The following is an 18,318-nucleotide window of genomic DNA, read 5'->3' on the forward strand; positions in this document are numbered from 1 at the left end:
CCCGCCTACGGCGCGCGCCCGTTGCGCAGGCTGATCCAGCAGGCCATCGGCGATTCCCTCGCCAAGGAACTGCTCGCGGGCGAGATCACCGACGGCGACAACGTCAAAGTGAGTGTCAGCCCCGACGACGAATCCCTCACTCTCTCCGCCTGAACCCGGCTGCGGCTGGCCGCACGCACAGCCTCACCTTGAATCACCTCGGAGCGACTCCACGGTCGAAAGTCCTGCGGCCCGGGTCGTTTCGGCACTGCTGTGGCCGAAGCCTTGTCCGTAGCGTCGATGTTTCCGCTACTTCGCAGGTAGACCCGCAGAGGAGATCGAGATGCTGGCCAGAGTCGTGTACGAATCGATGTTCGGCAACACTGCCGCCATCGCCCAGGCCATAGCCGAAGGCATGGGCAGATACGCCACGGTGGAGATCCTGGACGTCGCCACCGCCGCCGATGCGGCAGCGGCGCCAGTGGATCTGTTGGTGGTCGGCGCGCCCACCCACGCCTTCGGCCTCAGCAGACGACGCACTCGGTGTGACGCTGCTGGTCGAACAACAGCACCGGTGACCGTGGACATCGGTGTCAGGGAATGGCTCGACGCGGCCTTCACTGTCCCGACGGGCAGCAGAGCCGCGGCGTTCGGCACCAAAGCCGCCACGCCGTCCTGGTTGCCGGGATCAGCCGCTCGTGGCGTCGCTGAACGATTGCGCCGGTTGGGTTATCGTCTCGCCGACGATCCGATGGATTTCCTCGTTATCGACGTCACCGGACCACTCGTCGATGGCGAACTCCAGCGGGCCCGGGCATGGGCGGAGCGGCTCGTGTCCTCCGAACTCGCTCGTGTCGCGCACCCCGCTGAGACCGGGCAGTAGACCGCCGGATGTTGATGTCGAACCACGGCTCGTGTCCGGACCGTACTCGAACTCTCGGCCTACGAATTACAGCAAACCTCGATTCCTACACCTCAGGAGGACAGGGTGACCGAGAAATCACCGACTCGCCGGGATGATGACATCCACGCCCCGGTCATCTGGCCCCACCCCAGTCCGCTGCAGACGTGGTGGGAAGCTGTGATGCAAAGCGAGGACATCGTAGTAGCGCGTCCTTCGAGCCCTCGCCGCTGAGTCGTCTGTTCGGCAGGAGCCTGTCGCAGGCGCACCGGGGTTCGAGCAGGAGCGCCACTCGCGATGAGGTCGCGCGGCATCGAGGATTTCGGATGACGGAACCCATGCCGCAAATCAATTGCGGCCGATCGGAATTCACGAGCCAGCCCAATCGACACCCCCGGCAGGCGACGGCGGTTCCCTCATCCAGCACGTCGGCAAGTGCGATTCCTATTAGCCGATGATCGAGGTGAGCGAGGTCCTCGGCATCAGGAACCAACGTCCCTACCACTCTGGTCGGTACTCGAGGAAGGTTGACACTCCGAGACATCCATCAGCGATACGACAGCCGGAGTGGCTCATGAGATCTTCTTTCCGTATCGGCTGGTACCGCCCTTCTGGACGTCTGCCGATCACGTTCGGCAAGACGGAACCCAGTGCGGCGCTCCCCGTGAAGAACCCGGTGCTTCGCCGCGCAGACTTCGGGCTCGCGATCGCCGGCGTGGCGGCGACCGCGTCGCTCGCGTGGTCATGTGACTCGGGCGTCGTCGATCATCTCGATCGCGCGCTGTTCCGCGTAATCAACACCCTGCCTGATGGACTGGCTCGGCCACTGTGGCTGATGCAACTGGCCGGTGTCATCGGCGCGCCTGCCGTTGTCTCGGCGATCGCACTGACTGCGCACAGGTTTCGGCTGGCGGTGGCGCTGCTGCTGTTGATCCCGGCGAAACTGGTGGTCGAGCGCGACATCTTGAAATCGCTTGTAGCGCACGGCAGGCCTGGCGCCGTCGTGCCGGACGCCGTGCTGCGCGATGTACCGACCGCGGGCCTGGCGTTTCCCTCCGGCCACGCACTGGTGCTGTTCGGGATGGTGACTCTGCTGAGCCCGTACGCAAGCCGGGGCCAGTTGGCTGCGGCACTGGCTATCGCGAGCCTGGCCGCCACGGCACGGGTTTATCTCGGTGCCCACACCCCGCTCGACGTGGTGGGTGGCGCCGCTGCCGGTATCGCCGTCGGGGCACTCCTCAATCTGATTGTGCGTGTGCAGCGTCATGGGCGGCCTACTGTGCGATGAGATCGTCTCGGGCACTTGGTCCCTCGGTTCCGGAGCCGACTTCCCGTCGTCGCGAGCGGCGTCGACTGGCACCGTTCTTCGCACGGACTCTCCGCACGGAGACGATCAGCACGAAGGATGAGGGCGATGACCATCGAGACAGTCCGGGACTCCACGCCGGTCACCGGCGCGGTCGGTGACCGGACAGAGACAAATCCGCAAGTGCTGACGCGGCACGCTGGTGATGTGGTCCGGCTGTTGCTGGGCCTTCTGACTCTTGGTGTTTCGACGCTGCTGGCTTCCCGCACGGAGGTCCCGCGGCTCGAGGTGGATCTGTTCCGGGTGATCAATGACCTGCCGTCCTGGGTCGCACCGGTCGTGCTGGTGGTGATGCAGCTGGGCGCGATCGGCGCCGTCGGCGTTGTCGCTGGTCTCGCGTTGGTCACCCGGCGGTTCCGGCTGGCTCGCGACGTCGCGGCCGCGGGTGTGCTGGCATATCTGTTGGCCATCGAGGTGAAAACGCTGGTGGGACGGGCACGCCCGGACATGCTGCTGCACGAGTTGACGCTGCGGACTCAGCAGGGAGGGCTCGGCTTCGTCTCCGGACATGCCGCGGTGGCGGCGGCGATGGCGGCGGCCGCCGCCCCGTGGTTGCCGCGTCCGTGGCGGCGGATCGCATGGGCGACCGCTGGGGTGGTCGCCGCTTCCCGCGTCTTCGTGGGGGCGCATCTGGTGCTCGATGTCGTCGGCGGCGCGGCGCTGGGGTGGACGATTGCCGCCGCACTGCACCTGATCTGGGGCGCACCGGTGCATCGCGCGGAGGCTCCCGCGCTCCGCGACGCGCTCGCCGCGGCCGGATGGAACCCGATCCGGGTGGCGCCGGTCGTGCTGGACGCACGCGGGTCGCGCCCGTTTTTGGTCACCGCGGAGATCTCCGGCCGGTGCACCGAGTTGTTCGTGAAAGTGATCGGGTATCACGAACGTAACTCGGACCTGTTGTTCAAACTGTTCCGCCACATCATCTATCGCGAAGTAGAAGACGAATCTCCATTCGCGACCCCGAAACAGGAAGCCGAGCACGAGGCATTCATCGCCCTGCTCGCGCAGCGAGCCGGCGTCCGCACCCCGGCAATCGTCTCGGTTGGTGTGGTCGGCAACGGTGACGCATGGCTCGCCGAGAAATGTATTCCCGGGCGGGATCTCGCGCGCTGTCCGGATCCCGTCTCCGACGAGGTGTTGTGCGAAGTCTGGTCCCAGATCGCGCGACTGCGATCCGCCCGCATCGCGCACCGCGATCTGCGCCTGGCCAACATCCTGCTCGACGAGCACGCGACCCCATGGATCGTCGACTTCGGCTTCGGCGAATCCGCCGCCTCCGACCACCGGCTCGACGCCGACGTCGCCGAGATGCTGGTGTCGATGAGCCTGAAGGTCGGCACCCAGCGTGCGGTGGCGACCGCACAGGAGATTCTCGGGGCGGCCGCACTCAAAGGCGCCGCGCCGCTTCTGCAACCGCTCGCGCTGGCCTCGGCCACCCGCTCCGCCGCCCGGCACCGGCGCGGCCTGATCGACGAGCTGCGCGCCGCGGTCGGTGACGCCATCGACGCCGAACCCGCCCGACCGGAGGAGCTGGCACGGTTCCGCTGGCGCACTCTCGGCTGGATCGTTGCCACTGTCTTCGCCACCTACGTGCTGTTGCCCCAGATCGGTCAGCTCGGCCAACTGGTCGCCACCCTGGATGACGCACAGTGGCAATGGCTCACGGGCGCGCGGGCGATGTCGACGGCAACCTACGCTGCCGCGGCTCTGACGCTCATCGACCAATCCAGCAGATGCGGCCCCGGCGCGGACAGCTCGACCTTGCGGGTGACCCGAACCTCCGGGAACTTCTCTTGCCAGCCCGCGAGACGCTCGGCGAGAACCGCCCGCTCGAGATCGCCCACCTCCAGCTCGCCCAGACTGGCGCGACCGGCGAACCGGCCGAAGTCCTTGTCACTCCACGCATGCACAGCGACCAGCTCCGCGCCGCGCTCGGCCGCTTCGCCGAACGCCGCCGCGATCGCGGCCTCACCGACCGGGCTGCCGTCCACTCCCACGACCACCGGACCCGAGACGCGCGTCGCGGCGTCGGCTTCCGAGTCGGTGCGCACGACCACCACCGTGCCCTGCGCGTGAGCGGTCACGGCCAGCAGCGTGGAACCCAGATGAGCGAGCGTTCCGGCGTTGCCGGTCGCACCGATCACCACCGCATACGCCTCGCCGCTGTGCCCGATCAACAGTTCCCTACCGGAGTCGGTGCTCAGCCTGGTCGAGATACCCAGCCCGGGCGCGATCGAGCCGGCCAGGTGTTCGGCGCGCGCGACCACGTCCTTGCCCTGTTCACGCACCGCGTCGATGACCGAGGGAACGACGACCTCGTAATCACCGAGTACCCAGCCGGTACCGACCAGACCCATGCCGTGCACGATCTCGAGGTCGCGTCCACGGTCGGCCGCGAACCGCGCCGCCCACCGCACAGCGGTCCACGACCCATCCGAACCATCAACCCCGACAATGACTTTCGCCGAGGCGAGACGTTGTGAATCATCGAATCGCTGCGCTGACATGGAGACCTCCGAGCCCGTGTGATCGCGTAGTGCCCGGGTTGGACACCAACCTCAACGGTATGAGCCCCACCGCGGCCGCGGATGCGGCTGATCGGCCTCGAGAAGGGAGACGAAAGGCCATCGGGCGAACAGCGGAAGGCGGCGCAACAGGTCCCTCGATGCCCGGGCCGAAGGACTCTCGCCGGGCAGCGCATCTCCCGCGAGACTGTCGGTCATGGTCGTTGGTGCTCCCTCCGGGATGCATCAGCCCTCCACTGGTGGGACAAGCAGGGCCGATCGCCGGGCGGTTCGACGCTCCCACCCTGACGTGACAAGGACCATCGCCATGAATCTCGAAAGCACGAGCGCGGACGGACGGGACTCCGAGACCGTGTCCGCTTATCCGGTATACCTTCGGGGTGACTTGGACGAGCCGTCGCGCTGGCTGTGGCTGCTGAAGTGGCTGCTGGCGATCCCTCATTACATCGTCCTGTTCTTCCTGTGGATCGCATTCGTCGTGCTCACCGTGGCGGCTGGAGTGGCGATCCTGTTCACCGGCCGATATCCGCGGAGCATCTTCGATTTCAACGTCGGTGTGATGCGGTGGTCGTGGCGGGTGCAGTTCTACACTTATGCCGCGCTCGGCACCGACCGGTATCCACCGTTCACTCTGCGTCCCACCGGCTACCCCGCCGAAATCCAGGTCGACTATCCGGAACGGTTGTCACGTGGCCTCGTGCTGGTGAAGTGGTGGTTGCTCGCAATCCCGCATTACCTCGTCGTCACCGCGATGTGGAGTGGTTCGGTGGTGCTCGCGGACGACGACGGCAACAGCCCTACCGTGATCCCGCTGATCGGCGTGCTCGTACTCGTCGCCGCAGCCACCCTGCTGTTCACCGGGCGATACCCACGCGCGTTGTTCGACTTCGTCCTCGGCATCAACCGCTGGTTGTATCGGGTGCTGGCCTATGCCGCGCTGATGCGAGACGAGTACCCGCCGTTCCGTCTCGATCAGGGCCCACGCGAACCGGTCGATCCCCGCACCCGCCTCATATGACTATGCGTACCGTTCGTCCCATCGTCGTGGGCGTCGACGGCTCGGCGGCCTCGTTCGCCGCGGTTCGTTGGGCAGCCGGAGAGGCCGCCCGGCGCCACGCGCCCCTACATCTGGTCCACGCGATCGGCGTCCCGGCGGATGCTGTGCCCGTGCTGGGCCGGCTGCTGTTCGACACGAGCGGATTGCGCGAGGTGGGCGATTCCGCACTCGACGCGGGACGAAGCCTCGTGCAGGAGATCGCCGGGCGCGTCGGCGCGATCGTGGTCGAGACCTTCGTCGAGTCGTCATCTCCGGTACCCGCTCTGGTCGGCCGATCAGCGGACGCCCGACTTCTGGTGGTCGGAGCCCGGGGCCTGGGCGCCTTCGAGCGGGTGTTGCTCGGATCGGTCGGGATCGGCTTGATCAGACATGCCAGATGTCCGGTGGCGGTCGTGCCCGGTCTCGAGGAATCGGTTCCGCGTCTGTCGCAGCGCCCGGTTCTGGTGGGCGTGGACGGCTCGCGCTGTAGCGACCTCGCTCTCGGGATGGCTTTCGATGAGGCCTCGATACGGCAAGTCGGGCTCATAGCGGTGACGATCTGGTCTCGCCGTGACGCGCCTTCCGGTGCGCAGGAGCGAACCAGCTCCCCGCTCGAGGAGTCACTGGCGGGCTTCACGCGCAAGTATCCCGAGGTGGAAGTCCACCGCGTACTCGCCGAGGGGTCCCCCGCCCAGCGGCTCTTACAGGAGTCCGGCAACGCCCAGTTGATCGTTCTCGGCAGCCGGGGCCGCGGTGGCGTCGCGGGCGCGACCCTCGGCTCGGTCAGCCAGGCGGTGCTCCAGGAAAGCCGCATCCCGGTCCTCATCGCGACCCGTCGGCAGTGATATTCCGCCCGGCGCCGACCGTGGCGGATCACAGCCAGCAGCGGTCCCCGCTCGAGCGGTACGGCGCTCGAGCGCTGGCGGGGATCGGCGTTTTCCGGACCGATGCCGTCGGTCCTGTTCGAAGCTCACTTCGGTGGAGATCGCGAGTTCCTCACCGGGCGCTGCCGTCCGCGCCACTCGCGTGGCCTCGGAGAGGATGCGCTCGCCGTCCCTGCGCATCCACTCCAGGTCTGCCTCCCCCAGCGAGATGCCCGGCCCGAAGCCGGTGGGTATGGCCATGGAGGTGATGATGTGCAGCCCCCGGCGGTGCAAAGCCGCTTCGGCGGCCGCCCAGGCCACCGCTTGATACGAACTGGCCGATCCGTCCACCGCCGCCAGGATCGGCAGGTTCGATTGTTCTGAGTGAGAGAATTTTTCGGTGTTCATGCCGAATTCCTCTCTGGGGGTGTGCATTGCCGGGTGTGTGAGCGGATGTCCGCCGCCGGGGTCGCGGGAACGGGATGCAGTACCGCGAGACGGCGCAGGTATTCGGGCTCGTCCAGATCGCCGCAGGCGAGCCGTTCGGCGAGCAGCGCTTCCGGCGCCAGGCGCGTGGGGCTACCGGGCTGGATGGCTTCGGGGCGCACGGGTCTGCGCACGGCCACGAGCGCGATCGCCACCGCTGTCCACAGTGGTGCGGCCAACAAGATCGTGAGAACGAACATCCACCACTGTGGCCCGTTCCCGTACCAGTGCATCATTGCGTGTCCTCTTTGGTCGCACGACATAACTGTCGCCACTGGCGGTCCCACAACGCGCCACGCTGCCGGTCCAGCAGCAGGGTGGCCGCGCGCACCAGACACCACCCGCACAGCCAAACGCCCACCAGGACGGATACGCCCACGCCGATTCCGGCCACGACCGCGGTGTCCGGGTGGCGTGGCCGCGTGGTGGGCGCGCCGTCGGCGTCGAGCCACAGCTCTATGCGATCACCGGTCCGCGCCCGCTCTCGCACCGGCACGATGGCGTTTCCGACACGGCCGGTCTCGTCCCATCGCACGCGGGCTTCGTAGCGATGGGCCGCGACTTTGACGGGCTCATCTACGATGACAGGGTGGATCAGGGTCTTCGTCGCCTTCTCACTGCGGATTTCGGCGGAGGTGTCGGCATACGCTTCGGTGGCGAGGGCGCCTGCGATGGGAACTGCGACCAGCGCCGCGATCGTGGCGATGACGCGCACTGCCGATTCGATGCGGTCGGATGGGCGCATGAGCCTGTTCGGGCTACATGGCTGCAGCGACCACAAGCGGGTAAGAGTGGTCCACCACCCGTTCAGCGGAACGGTCATGCTCTCGGACATCACCTTTTCACCTCTTCTGACGCGTGCCACCCTCGACTTCGAGAATCGCGCGCCTGGCGGTTCATCGGCAGAGAAGAAGGTCATTCATCGTGCGGGACGTCGGACTCCGCACTGCGGGCCGCACGGTAGGCCGCCACCGCGGTCGGCAGTGTCGGGAACAGGTACCGCTCGCCGATTCTCGATGTCAGCCCGGAGGCGTCCAGGGCGTCGCGCAGGTCGTGTTTGACCCGGGCCATCGCGAAGACGATCCCCTGGTCCGACAGTTCGGCTCTGAGTTGTTCCACGGCGTCCAATGCGGTCAAGTCGACCTCCACATTGGCCTCGGCGTTGAGCACGAACCAGTGCACCGGCGCCTTCCCGCGTTCGGCGCTCGAGCCCACGGCGGCCAGCGCTCTGCGGCGGAAATCCTCCGCGTTGGCGAAACACAATGGCGCGTCGTATCGATAGACGACCAGTCCTGCGACGGGTTTCGCGGCGGGATAGTCATCGACGTCGTGCATTCCCGCCACACCGTCGACAAAACCCAGGATCGCATCGTGGGCGCGGGCGATCCTGCGCAGTAGATCGAAGATCGACAGCGCGATCGCGACGAGCACACCGTAGAGCACCCCGAGGCCCAGCACCGCGACAAGTGTGGCAAGCGCCAGCAACAACTCGCTGCGCCGGAACCGTGCGATACGGCGGAACTCCGCCAGATTGATCAGCCGCAGCGCCGCGTAGATGACCAACGCCCCCAGCGCCGCGGTCGGGAAAGCTTCGAGGATGCCACGTGCCACGAGAAGCACTGCCAGCACACCGCCCAGTGTGACGAGTGAGTACAGCTGGGTGCGAGCACCCATGGCGTCGGCGATCGTCGTCCTGCTGCCCGAACAGCTCACCGGGAATCCGTGCAGCAGCCCGGCCGTGAGGTTGGTCGTGCCGAGAGCGGCGAGTTCGGTGTTCGCCTTCACTTCGTCGCCGTGGCGAGCCGCGAAAGCTCGCGCAGTCAGGACACAGTCGGAGAATCCGACCACCGCGATGCCGATCGCCGGGAGGATCAGAGCGGTCACGTCGGTCAGCGTGACCGAGCTCAGACCGGGCGCGGGGATCCCGGTGGGGATCGCGCCGACCAGCCGGATACCGAAACGATCCAGCGACAACACCGTGACCACGGCGGTTGCCAGCAACACCGCGATCAACGGGCCCGGTGAGCGAGGAGCGCGCCATGCCAGCAGGAGAAGCCCGGTCAACACAGTCGCCGCGAGCCAGAAAGTCGCCCAATGCCAGTGATCCAGATTGTCGAAGAACGAATTCAACTCCGCGCGCGGGGTTTCGCCTTCGACCGGCACTCCGGTCACCGCCCCGAGCTGACCGACGATCATGATGCCGGCGGTCCCGGCCAGATACCCGACCAGGACCGGTTTCGACAACAGGTCCGCCAGCACCCCCAGCCGAACGGCCGCTCCAGCCAGGCACAGTCCACCGACCAGCAGCGCGAGCACAGCCGCCAGCGAGGCGTACCGATCGAGGTCGCCCATCGCGAGCGGGGCCAGCGCGACGGCGGTGAGCAGCGCGGTGGTCGATTCCGGCCCGACCGACAGCTGTCGTGACGTCCCCAGCAGGGTGTAGACCGCCAATGGTCCGATCGCCGACCACAGCCCGGCCACCGGCGACAGCCCCGCGATCGTCGCATACGCCATGACCTGCGGGACCAGATAGGCGGCCACGGTCACACCCGCGACCACATCCGGCCGCAGCCACGTCCGGTGATAACCCTTGAACTGCCCCAGTCCGGGGAGCAAACGTGCCAGCACCGTTCCAGCATCGCCTACCGACCTCGGAAGACGTCGGCCGAAACGCTCTCCACCCGGGAGGCACCACCATGACAGGGCGAAGGTCCCCATGCCAATGGTCGGTTCGACTCTGTTTCTGCTGCTCTCTGCCGAAATAATGTCGGAGTCCTCAGCCGGGCAAGCGCAGAGGAGAACATCGTCATGCGCGCGCGAATAATCTACGAATCGATGTTCGGCAACACAGCGGCGGTCGCCGAGGCCATCGCACAGGGACTGCGTGAGTACGCCGAGGTAGAAGTCGTGAACGTGCTGGCAGCCGCGGAAGTGTGCGGGCCGACGCTGAACCTGCTCGTGGTCGGTGGCCCCACCCACGCCTTCGGGCTCAGCCGCCCACAGACACGCCGCGACGCCGCGAAGCTCACCGACGCTCCGATCGCGACCGACATCGGCGTACGAGAATGGCTCGCGGCCGCACCGCCGGTATCGCCGCGCCACCGCGCGTTGGCGTTCGGCACCAAGGTCGCCAAACCTCCCTGGTTGTCCGGCTCGGCCGCACACGGGATCGGGAAACGGCTGCGACGCTTGGGCTATTCTCTCGCCGATCAGCCCGTGGATTTTCTCGTCGAAGGCACGACCGGACCTCTCGCTCCCGGCGAGCTGGACTGCGCGCGCGTGTGGGCAAGGCGGATCGCGCACACCGAACTCGACCGGATGAAGCACCACACGTGACGCGCGGGCGCAGACGAGTCCCGCACGGCAGCGGCCGCGTCACCACCGGCCGGAGATCGGCAGTCGCGTAATAGCGATGCCGCCACCCCGAAGCGGGTTCTCGGAGAGTGAAGTACCGGTCCCTGTCCGTCGACACTCGTATTTCGCCGCCCCACGGTCGAAAGCCCCGGAGCCCGAACCGCTGAAAGCAAGGTCTCACCGAATCCGGCTGCGCCGTCGACGGCGGGGACCGGTGTCCCGAGGCGGTGGCCGAAGGACCCCGGTATTCGGGACCAACGCCAGGCGTGTGCGGCCGCGCCGATTTTTACTCTTCGAGTACAAAACATCGCTGTCCGAAGGGTCCACAACCATGTCCGCCTCTTCCCCTGACAATCCGCATCACTTGGCATCGGCCGCGGTTGTCGTCGGCATCGACGGTTCGGAAGCCTCCGATCTGGCCGTGTGCTGGGCCGCCGAGACAGCCGCCCAGCGCGGACGGAGACTGCTGATCGTCCACGGGCTCGACCTGGCGGCCAGCCAGGCTATCTTCGGCATGTATGACCTCGTGGTCCCCGCGGTCGCCCAGCGACTTCGAGAGAAGGGCGCCGACCGCTTGGCCTGCGCCGCCCGCTCTGCCCACCAGGTCGATCCCGAGCTGCGAGTGGACACCGAGCTGTCACCCGCTCACCCGGCCACGCTGCTCATCGAGCGCTCCGCATCCGCGCATCTGGTGGCACTCGGCGCCGGGGAAGGCGGCGAGCTCGCCCACATCGGTTCGACACTGCTCGCGGTGACCGCACACGGCCACGGCGAGATCGTGGTCGTGCGCGACACCGGCAGTGAGCAACGCACCCGCACCGACGGACCCGTCGTCGTCGGTGTGGACGGCAGCCCCGCCGCCGAAGCCGCGATCGGTGCGGCATTCGCTGAGGCCGACCTCCGCGGGACTTCTCTCGTCGCGGTACATGCCGCCGCAGGCTTCGCCTTCCATGCCGGTGCCGGCGAACTCCTTCCGGCCCGCGAACTCGAGACCGCCGCACGACTTCTGCTCGCGGAGCAACTCGCAGGTTGGCAGGAGAAATATCCCGCGGTCGAAGTCACTCGGGAGGTCTTCGTCGCCCGGCCACTCAACCTGCTCACCGCCTGGTCGAAGTCCGCGCAATTGCTCGTTGTCGGCAGCCGGGGGCGCGGCGGATTCCGCGGCCTGCTGCTGGGCTCGGTCAGCAATGCCCTTGTCCAACATGCCCACTGCCCGGTCATGGTCGCCCACCAATCCTAGAGAAAGCCAAAATTCATGTCTGTCCAGATAAATCCCCCCGTCCTCGTCGGCGTCGACGGGTCGGAGTCCGCGCTCGCCGCAGTGCGCTTCGCGGCGGCCGCCGCGGCCCGCCGCCGCGCACCGCTGCACATCGTCGACTCGATTCCCGCGCCGGCCGACTTCGGCCCGGGCGTCGCACTGGAGCAGATCGACTACGACAGTTATCGCAGGCAGGCAACCGCGGCACTGGAGGCCGCGCGAGAAGCCGCCACGGCAGCGGCCGCGCCGATCGGCGAAATCGTCATCACCACCGAACTGGCCGAAGCGCCTCCGATTCCGGTCTTACGCGACCGCTCCAAAGCCGCGCGGCTGCTTGTGGTCGGCACCCATGGCCTGGGCGCCTTCAGCCGCAGCATCCTGGGTTCGGTGAGCACCGCGCTGGCCCGGCACGCCGCATGCCCGGTCGCCGTGGTTCCAGTCGATGTCGAGCATACGGACGGCCCGGTGGTGGTGGGCGTGGACGGCTCGCCGTGCAGTGTGCGCGCGGTCGAGATCGCCTTCGACGAAGCCGCGCACCGCGGCGCAGGGCTGGTCGCGGTCCACGCCTGGTCGGAGTTCTTCCGCTACGACTCGCGTGCCGTCATGCAGCAGGAAGGGGAGGAATTGCTCGCCGAGAGCCTGTCCGGATACAGCGAGCGATATCCGGAGGTGCCGGTGCGGCGGGTAGTGGCCGAAGACCGCCCCGCCCGACGACTGCTCGAGGTGGGCGCGAACGCGCAGGTGATAGTGGTGGGCAGCCACGGACGCGGCGGTTTCGCCGGAATGACTCTCGGATCGGTGAGTCAGGCGGTGCTGCACGGGGCCACAGTGCCCGTGATCATCGCCAGGCCGGAGAGCTGACCGCCTCGCTCCACGTGAGCCGGGTCATCCCGCAGCGTCGGGAATCGAGTTCACCAGCCGAACCGTGCTGCCGGGCGTCAGACGGGCGGTCTGGTCCCGGCAGGTGATCTCGATCGGTGGCGACGCGCCGTAATCCGAGCTGATCTCGACGCCCTGTCCGCTGACGCGCACGGTCAGCCGGTGGCCGCGATAGATCATCGGGAAGGACAAGGCGCCGAGCGAGGCGGGCCAGTACGGGCAGAAGACCAAGCGGCCGTGGCGCAGTTCCATCCCGGTGAAGCAGCGTTGCAGGAGGTCGACGCTGCCTGCCATCGCGGCGAGGTGGATACCCTCCGCGGTGGTGCCGCCCTGGATGTCGGCAACGTCGGAGCCGAGCACCAGATCGAAGAACTCGACGGCGCGATCACGATTCGCCCGTGCCAGCACCCACGAGTGCACCAGCGCACTGAGCGTGGAACCGTGCGATGTCCGCGCCACGTAGTAGTCGATGGTGCGCGGAATCATCTCCCCGGGAAGCTCGTATCCGAGGTGATCCATCAGTTCCCGCAGTTCGTCGGCCGACAGCAGATAGAACAGCATCAGCACGTCGGCTTGTTTCGCAGCCGATAGCGGTTGACGTCGTCGCCCTCGGCCTCGAGTATCCGGTCCAACCGCTGGATATTGCCGTAACGGCGACGGTATTCGTCCCAATCCAATTCGGCCAGTCGCTCGTATCCCTCGAACTGGCTGATCACTCCGTCGTGGAACGGGACGTACATCCGCCGAGCTACGTCCTGCCAGTGCTGCTTTTCCGACGATCGCACCGACAGCGTCTCCAGCAATTCCGACCGTTCTCGCGGAGCGAGCAGAGCGAGCGCGTCAATCGCCCGCAGGATCAAGCCGCCATGACATTGGTGTAGGCGTTGTTGTCGATGCCCGCCTCGGGCGCGCCCGGATAGCCGGAATGGAACTCGTCGGGGCCGATCACGCCACGAATCGAGTAGCGCTCGCGCTCGGTGTCGTAGGTCGCCAGGCTCGCCCAGAAGCGAGCGATCTCCACCAGCAGTTCCGCGCCGGATTCGACGAGGAACTCGAGGTCGCCGGTGGCCTGGTAGTACTGCCAGACGTTGTAGGCGATCGCGATCCCGATGTGGTGCGCGCGGCGGCTGGGATCCGGATTCGACCGTCCCGACAGTGGATTCAGATGCGGTCCATCAGTTCGAAGCCGTGACTGCCCGCGTACCAGATACCGTCGACCCCGAGGCGTTCCCGAAGATCGGTCAGGTCGCGGCCGCTGATGACCGCGACCGGGCACCGGCCGGAGAGTTCCGTCAGCACTTCCGCCACACCGTCGATCGGTTGGGCGGTGGCGGGATCGGCGACGATATCGGCCACTGTGCCATCGAAATCCAGCAGGACGGCGGGCTTTTCGGCCCCGAGCAGATCCACGATGCGCGACCAGCGGTCCATGGCATCGGGAAGCTCCGACATCCGCCGGAAGCCGCCGCGCAGTTCCACCTCCACCAGGTCGGAGATCACGAAGTCGGCGCCGTGCGCGAGTAACCGGCCGGCGCTCGCGTGCCGGTCGACGCCGATGACCAGGGCGAAACCGCCGCTGCGCCCGGCCGCCACCCCCGCCTCGGCATCCTCGACGACCACCGTCCGATCCGGTTCGGCGCCCAGCCGCCGAGTCGCCTCGAGCAGCATCGATGGATCCGGCTTCCCCGGCAGGCCAAGCTTCTCGGCATCGAGGCCGTCCACCCGCACGGTGAACAAGTCGGTGACGCCCGCGGCCGCGAGCACGTCCGCGCAGTGACGGCTGGCGGAGAACACTGCCGTGCGGATGCCCACCGCGCTGAGCCGCCGGATCAGTGTGACGGTCGAATCGAACACTCGCACACCCGCGTGCGCCACCATCTCGAGGAACAGAACATCTTTATGTTGCCCAACCCGCAGACCGTTTCGGCTGTGTCCGGGTCGGAAGAGTTTCCCCACGGCAAGTCGATCCCGCGTGCGGCGAGAAAGTCCGCGACACCCTGATAGCGGGTTTGCCGTCGACGAAACGCAGTTAATCGCCCTGCGTGAACGGTGAGCGGTCTTGTCCGGCGCCGGCCGGACGGTGGTTCAAGAAGGCATCGAACAGTTCGGTCCAGGCCGCGGCGTGCATCGACGCGCTATCGGTCACTACACCGTCCATATCGAAGATCACCGCGTCGTGCCGGCGCGCGTCGATCGGCGGTAGCGTCGTTCCACCTTTTTCCACACATACAGCCTGAACGGACCGATGCCTGCCGTCCAGGGATCGCGGTCCCTCTGCCACCGCCCGGCCGAGGAGAAGGACCACCTGCGGTGCGATTCGGGACCTACGACTCCTTCGGACATCTGCCCGCGATCCCTACCGTGACGGTATGAACCAGCTACCGACCGGAGAAACCATCGAGAAGGCCGTCCTGCTCGCCGGCCGGGCTCCGTCACTGCACAACAGCCAGCCCTGGCACTGGACATTCGACGGCCACACCCTGCGGCTGTTCGCCGTGCCCGAACGCATGCTCCCCGCGACGGACACCTCCGGCAGGCAACTGCTGATCAGCTGCGGTATCGCTCTGGACCATCTGCGCACCGCGATGGCCGTCGCGGGCTGGCGCGTCCACCTCGCCCGCTTCCCCGACCCCAACCGTCGCGAGCACCTGGTCAACATCACTTTCGAACCAGCTCGAATCATTACCGACGGTGACCGCGATCGTGCCGACGCCATCCTGCGGCGGCACACCGACCGGCTGCCGTTCCAGGAGCCGACCGGATGGCCCGACTTCGAAGAGGTCTTACGGTCGACCTTCGACCCCTCCGATGCCACACTCGACGTACTCGGCGACGACAGCCGCCCGACCTTGGCCCGTGCCTCGGAGATGAGTGCCGCGTTGCGCCGCTACGACGCCGGATACCACGCCGAATTGCAGTGGTGGACCGGACATGCGATCGCCGACGCGGGTGTGCCGAGCGAAGCGCTGGTCGCCCAAGAGGAGCGCCAGCGGGTAGGCGTGAGCCGCAAGTTCCCCTCCACCACCGGCGGTCGGCGCGGCGAGGTCACCGAGGACCATTCGAAAATCCTGGTCCTCTCCACCGACCGCGATACACCCGCGGAGCTGCTGCGCTGTGGTGAGGTGCTGTCCACGGTGTTGCTGGAATGCACACTCGCCGGATTCGCGACCTGCCCGTTGACCCATCTGACCGAAGTGCCGCGCAGTCGCGCCGTGGTCCGCGAGCTGATCGGGCACTCCGGTCTGCCGCAAGTCTTGATCCGCGTCGGTATCGCGCCCGAAGCACAGCGCAACGGTCCGGCGACGCCACGCCGCCCGCTCAGCGAGATCCTCGACATGCCCGAATCCGGCCGGACGCTGTGATCCGCCCCGCGCACAAATCATTCGACCCGTCCGCGCGGGAGCGATCCCGTGACTCCCGATCCAACCGCTCGAACAGGCAGTGAACATTGTCGATTTATCCGGCCTTCCGAGGCCGACCCAGTCAGCAACAGTCCGCAGAGCTTCTACCGCTCGCGGTTCCGGCGATGGGTGATCGCCTCGGTAATGCTGATCGGAGCACTCGTGCGGCTGAGCGTGGTGTCCGGTTGGGCGCGCGACTACGGTTCCGGGCTGGTGTATTTCGCCCTCATCGTCTACCTGGCCCTCGCGCTTCGAATGTTGTGGTGGGGCGTCACGCTCTGGGTACTCGCCTGGTCTACGAGCGAAATGGCATGTCATGAACAGGGCACTTGCCGCCCTCAGGTCAGCGCTCGGCGGAGCGAGCACAGGCCGGTCGCACACCAGGTGCTCGACTTGGGGAGCCGCGGGGGAAGAGATCGCGCGTGTGATGCCCGGTGACGATTTGCTGGTCGATGCAGACATAGTCACGACTCGGGCGATCACGATCTGTACGGGTGCCGGACGCGATCTGGCCTTGGCTGGTGCAGATCGGCCCTGGCAGAGGCGGCGCGTACTCCTACGACTGGATCGAGAACATCCTCGGACTTGATATGCACAGCGCGCAGCAGATCCTTCCACAGCTCCAAAACCTAGCCGTAGGTGACTCTTTCGCTCTCGGCGCGTCGGGGCCCCGCATGCGCGTTGCGGTTCTGGATACCGAACGTGCCCTGGTTTTCGCTTCAGAGGACGGCCGCTGGGTATGGGCGTTCGGTCTCTACCCGATGGGTGGCACGACCCGGCTGGTCAGCCGCAACCGCATCGCTCTGACCGGTGCATCGCGGCTCACTCGCTTGCTGTACGCGCGCGTGATGGAGCCGGGCAGCCTACTGATGGAGCGGAAAATGCTGCTGGGCATAAAGCGGCGAGCGGAGCGGCACGGACCCGAACACCGGTCATTCGAGGTGACCAAGGGCCTCCAGCAGCGGGCGCAAGTCCCGTATCCGCGGCAGGGCGCACCGAGAACACTCGAAGTATGAGCGCCAACGACGCCCCGGCCGTATCGGTTCCCGATCGTCCTACCATTCTGGCTGCGCTGCGGCTCGCCGCCCGTGCGCCTTCGGTGCACAACACCCAGCCGTGGCGCTGGGTGTTCGACGGCGCCCGCCTGCACCTGTACACCGACGCCGACCGGCTGCTGCCCTCCACCGACCCGCACGGCCGCCAACTGGTGATCAGCTGCGGAGCCGTGCTGCATCACGCGCGCACCTCCTTCGCGGACCAGGGCTGGCACACCGACACGGTGCGTGTGCCCGACCGGCAGCAACCCGACCATCTCGCGGTAATCGAATTCCGGCCCTGGATCGACCCGCCCGAGGCCATCCACACCCGGGCGCTCGCCATCGACCGGCGCCGCACCGACCGGCTGCCGATGAGCGAACCCGACGGCCTCGCCGACCTCCTCCCCCGCCTGCGGATGCTCACCTCCCCGCACGAGGTGGAACTCAGCGTCCTGGACGACAGCGTCCGTCCTCGGCTGGCCGCCGCATCCGAGCAGGCCGGGGCTCTGCGCCGCCACGACTTGCTATATCAGACCGAATTGGAGTGGTGGACAGGTCATTCGGATAATCCCGAGGGCGTACCGGCCTCTGCGCTGGTGTCCGATGCCGAGAACGCCAGGGTCGGAGTCGGACGCGCATTCCCCCCGGCCCGGCATTCGATGCGCCGCGCACGACTGGAGGATCGCGCACGACTGGTGGTACTCGGCACTCAGGGGAACTCGGTGACGCAGTGGCTGCACACCGGTGAGGCATTGTCGGCCGTACTCCTCGAGTGCACCGCCGCAGGGCTGGCGACCTGCGCACTGACCCACATCACCGAACTGCCCACAACCCGCAAACTGCTCGCCGGTCTGGTCCCCCGCCCGGCCGACCCCCAAGTGCTGATTCGGATCGGAACCGCGCCCGACGACGCGGACACCATTCCACCAACCCCCCGACGACCGATCGCGGACATCTTCACCGTCACCAGCCCACGCTGAACCACACGACGGGCTCCGTCGTGCAGGGAACGGGCACCACTGGGGAGTGTCCGATTAGCGGCGGATCCGATCCCGGTGTTGGTTAGTTTCCGGTCGGGGTGATCCGGCCTTCGAAGGTGATCGCGAAGGCGTTGAGGGCGGGTTTCCACCTCATCGCCCATCGTGCCTTGCCGCGTCCGGTGGGGTCGAGGGATCGGGTCACCAGATACAGGCATTTCAACGCGGCTTGTTCGCTGGGGAAGTGACCTCGGGC

15 protein-coding genes and 6 pseudogenes are annotated in these 18,318 nt (G+C 67.1%); 12 read left to right on the forward strand and 9 right to left on the reverse strand.

Annotated features, from left to right (window positions below; translation table 11 throughout):
- From GVY64_RS35275 to GVY64_RS38405, 4 genes and pseudogenes are all read left to right on the forward strand, one after another.
- Positions 1–153: hypothetical protein (locus GVY64_RS35275; RefSeq protein ID WP_159850804.1), on the forward strand; the 153-nt coding region annotated here is incomplete at its 5' end.
- 169 nt (positions 154–322) lie between these two features.
- Positions 323–862 carry a flavodoxin family protein gene (locus GVY64_RS35280; protein WP_159850806.1) on the forward strand — a complete coding sequence of 180 codons (540 nt, stop codon included), beginning with the start codon at positions 323–325 and terminating at the stop codon, positions 860–862.
- Positions 863–1,454: 592 nt separating this feature from the next.
- Positions 1,455–2,168 carry a phosphatase PAP2 family protein gene (locus tag GVY64_RS35285; RefSeq protein ID WP_159850808.1) on the forward strand — a complete coding sequence of 238 codons (714 nt, stop codon included), beginning with the start codon at positions 1,455–1,457 and terminating at the stop codon, positions 2,166–2,168.
- A gap of 369 nt (positions 2,169–2,537) precedes the next feature.
- A pseudogene (locus GVY64_RS38405) lies at positions 2,538–2,930 on the forward strand (phosphatase PAP2 family protein); the annotation flags it as partial.
- Between the two features lie 1,007 nt (positions 2,931–3,937).
- Here the strand turns inward: GVY64_RS38405 and GVY64_RS38410 are convergent.
- Positions 3,938–4,753, reverse strand: a complete 816-nt coding sequence (locus tag GVY64_RS38410) for a universal stress protein (protein WP_159850812.1) — start codon at positions 4,751–4,753, stop codon at positions 3,938–3,940.
- Between the two features lie 373 nt (positions 4,754–5,126).
- On the opposite strand from GVY64_RS38410, the pseudogene GVY64_RS35300 reads away from it, so the two are divergent.
- Positions 5,127–5,789, forward strand: a pseudogene (locus tag GVY64_RS35300) (DUF4389 domain-containing protein); the annotation flags it as partial.
- Positions 5,790–5,791: 2 nt separating this feature from the next.
- Positions 5,792–6,652: a universal stress protein gene (locus tag GVY64_RS35305; RefSeq protein WP_236567507.1), complete on the forward strand. Its 861-nt coding sequence runs from the start codon at positions 5,792–5,794 to the stop codon at positions 6,650–6,652.
- 222 nt (positions 6,653–6,874) lie between these two features.
- Here the strand turns inward: GVY64_RS35305 and GVY64_RS38970 are convergent.
- The 4 genes and pseudogenes from GVY64_RS38970 to GVY64_RS35320 form a co-directional block, all read right to left on the reverse strand.
- Positions 6,875–7,105: pseudogene (locus tag GVY64_RS38970) on the reverse strand (hypothetical protein); the annotation flags it as partial.
- Positions 7,075–7,392 (reverse strand): SHOCT domain-containing protein, encoded by a 318-nt coding sequence (locus tag GVY64_RS35310; RefSeq protein ID WP_159850819.1) that lies wholly within the window; start codon positions 7,390–7,392, stop codon positions 7,075–7,077. The pseudogene GVY64_RS38970 and the gene GVY64_RS35310, both read right to left, overlap by 31 nt.
- On the reverse strand, positions 7,389–7,979 hold the full coding sequence (locus GVY64_RS35315; protein ID WP_236567508.1) for an Rv1733c family protein: 591 nt from the start codon (positions 7,977–7,979) through the stop codon (positions 7,389–7,391). The genes GVY64_RS35310 and GVY64_RS35315 overlap by 4 nt, the downstream gene beginning before the upstream one ends.
- 92 nt (positions 7,980–8,071) lie before the next feature.
- Positions 8,072–9,784 (reverse strand): SulP family inorganic anion transporter, encoded by a 1,713-nt coding sequence (locus tag GVY64_RS35320; protein ID WP_236567509.1) that lies wholly within the window; start codon positions 9,782–9,784, stop codon positions 8,072–8,074.
- A gap of 180 nt (positions 9,785–9,964) precedes the next feature.
- On the opposite strand from GVY64_RS35320, the gene GVY64_RS35325 reads away from it, so the two are divergent.
- The 3 genes from GVY64_RS35325 to GVY64_RS35335 all read left to right on the forward strand — a co-directional run bounded on the left by GVY64_RS35325 (position 9,965) and on the right by GVY64_RS35335 (position 12,629).
- The gene (locus GVY64_RS35325; protein WP_043737039.1) at positions 9,965–10,492 is read left to right on the forward strand and encodes a flavodoxin domain-containing protein; all 528 of its coding nucleotides are present in this window, start codon (positions 9,965–9,967) and stop codon (positions 10,490–10,492) included.
- 349 nt (positions 10,493–10,841) lie between these two features.
- Positions 10,842–11,750 carry a universal stress protein gene (locus GVY64_RS35330; protein ID WP_159850825.1) on the forward strand — a complete coding sequence of 303 codons (909 nt, stop codon included), beginning with the start codon at positions 10,842–10,844 and terminating at the stop codon, positions 11,748–11,750.
- A gap of 15 nt (positions 11,751–11,765) precedes the next feature.
- The gene (locus tag GVY64_RS35335; RefSeq protein WP_159850827.1) at positions 11,766–12,629 is read left to right on the forward strand and encodes a universal stress protein; all 864 of its coding nucleotides are present in this window, start codon (positions 11,766–11,768) and stop codon (positions 12,627–12,629) included.
- Positions 12,630–12,653: 24 nt separating this feature from the next.
- On the opposite strand, the pseudogene GVY64_RS38415 reads toward GVY64_RS35335, so the two are convergent.
- The 3 genes and pseudogenes from GVY64_RS38415 to GVY64_RS39335 all read right to left on the reverse strand — a co-directional run bounded on the left by GVY64_RS38415 (position 12,654) and on the right by GVY64_RS39335 (position 14,871).
- A pseudogene (locus GVY64_RS38415) lies at positions 12,654–14,099 on the reverse strand (trehalose-phosphatase).
- Between the two features lie 87 nt (positions 14,100–14,186).
- Positions 14,187–14,525 (reverse strand): annotated as a pseudogene (locus GVY64_RS39330) (HAD-IA family hydrolase); the annotation flags it as partial.
- Between the two features lie 151 nt (positions 14,526–14,676).
- Complete coding sequence (locus tag GVY64_RS39335) at positions 14,677–14,871, reverse strand: hypothetical protein (RefSeq protein ID WP_159850829.1); 195 nt, start codon at positions 14,869–14,871, stop codon at positions 14,677–14,679.
- Positions 14,872–15,016: 145 nt separating this feature from the next.
- Here GVY64_RS39335 and GVY64_RS35350 point away from each other — a divergent pair, with 145 nt between their 5' ends.
- From GVY64_RS35350 to GVY64_RS35360, 3 genes are all read left to right on the forward strand, one after another.
- Positions 15,017–16,009, forward strand: coding sequence for an Acg family FMN-binding oxidoreductase (locus tag GVY64_RS35350; RefSeq protein ID WP_159850831.1), 993 nt, complete (start codon positions 15,017–15,019; stop codon positions 16,007–16,009).
- A 533-nt stretch (positions 16,010–16,542) separates the two neighbouring features.
- Positions 16,543–17,064 carry a hypothetical protein gene (locus tag GVY64_RS35355; protein ID WP_201298310.1) on the forward strand — a complete coding sequence of 174 codons (522 nt, stop codon included), beginning with the start codon at positions 16,543–16,545 and terminating at the stop codon, positions 17,062–17,064.
- The gene (locus GVY64_RS35360) at positions 17,061–18,065 is read left to right on the forward strand and encodes an Acg family FMN-binding oxidoreductase (protein WP_159850833.1); all 1,005 of its coding nucleotides are present in this window, start codon (positions 17,061–17,063) and stop codon (positions 18,063–18,065) included. Before GVY64_RS35355 ends, GVY64_RS35360 begins: the two co-directional genes overlap by 4 nt.
- Positions 18,066–18,147: 82 nt before the next feature.
- Here the strand turns inward: GVY64_RS35360 and GVY64_RS35365 are convergent.
- Positions 18,148–18,318, reverse strand: a pseudogene (locus GVY64_RS35365) (IS256 family transposase); the annotation flags it as partial.

Source organism: Nocardia sp. CY41, from assembly GCF_009829325.1.
Lineage (GTDB): Bacteria > Actinomycetota > Actinomycetes > Mycobacteriales > Mycobacteriaceae > Nocardia.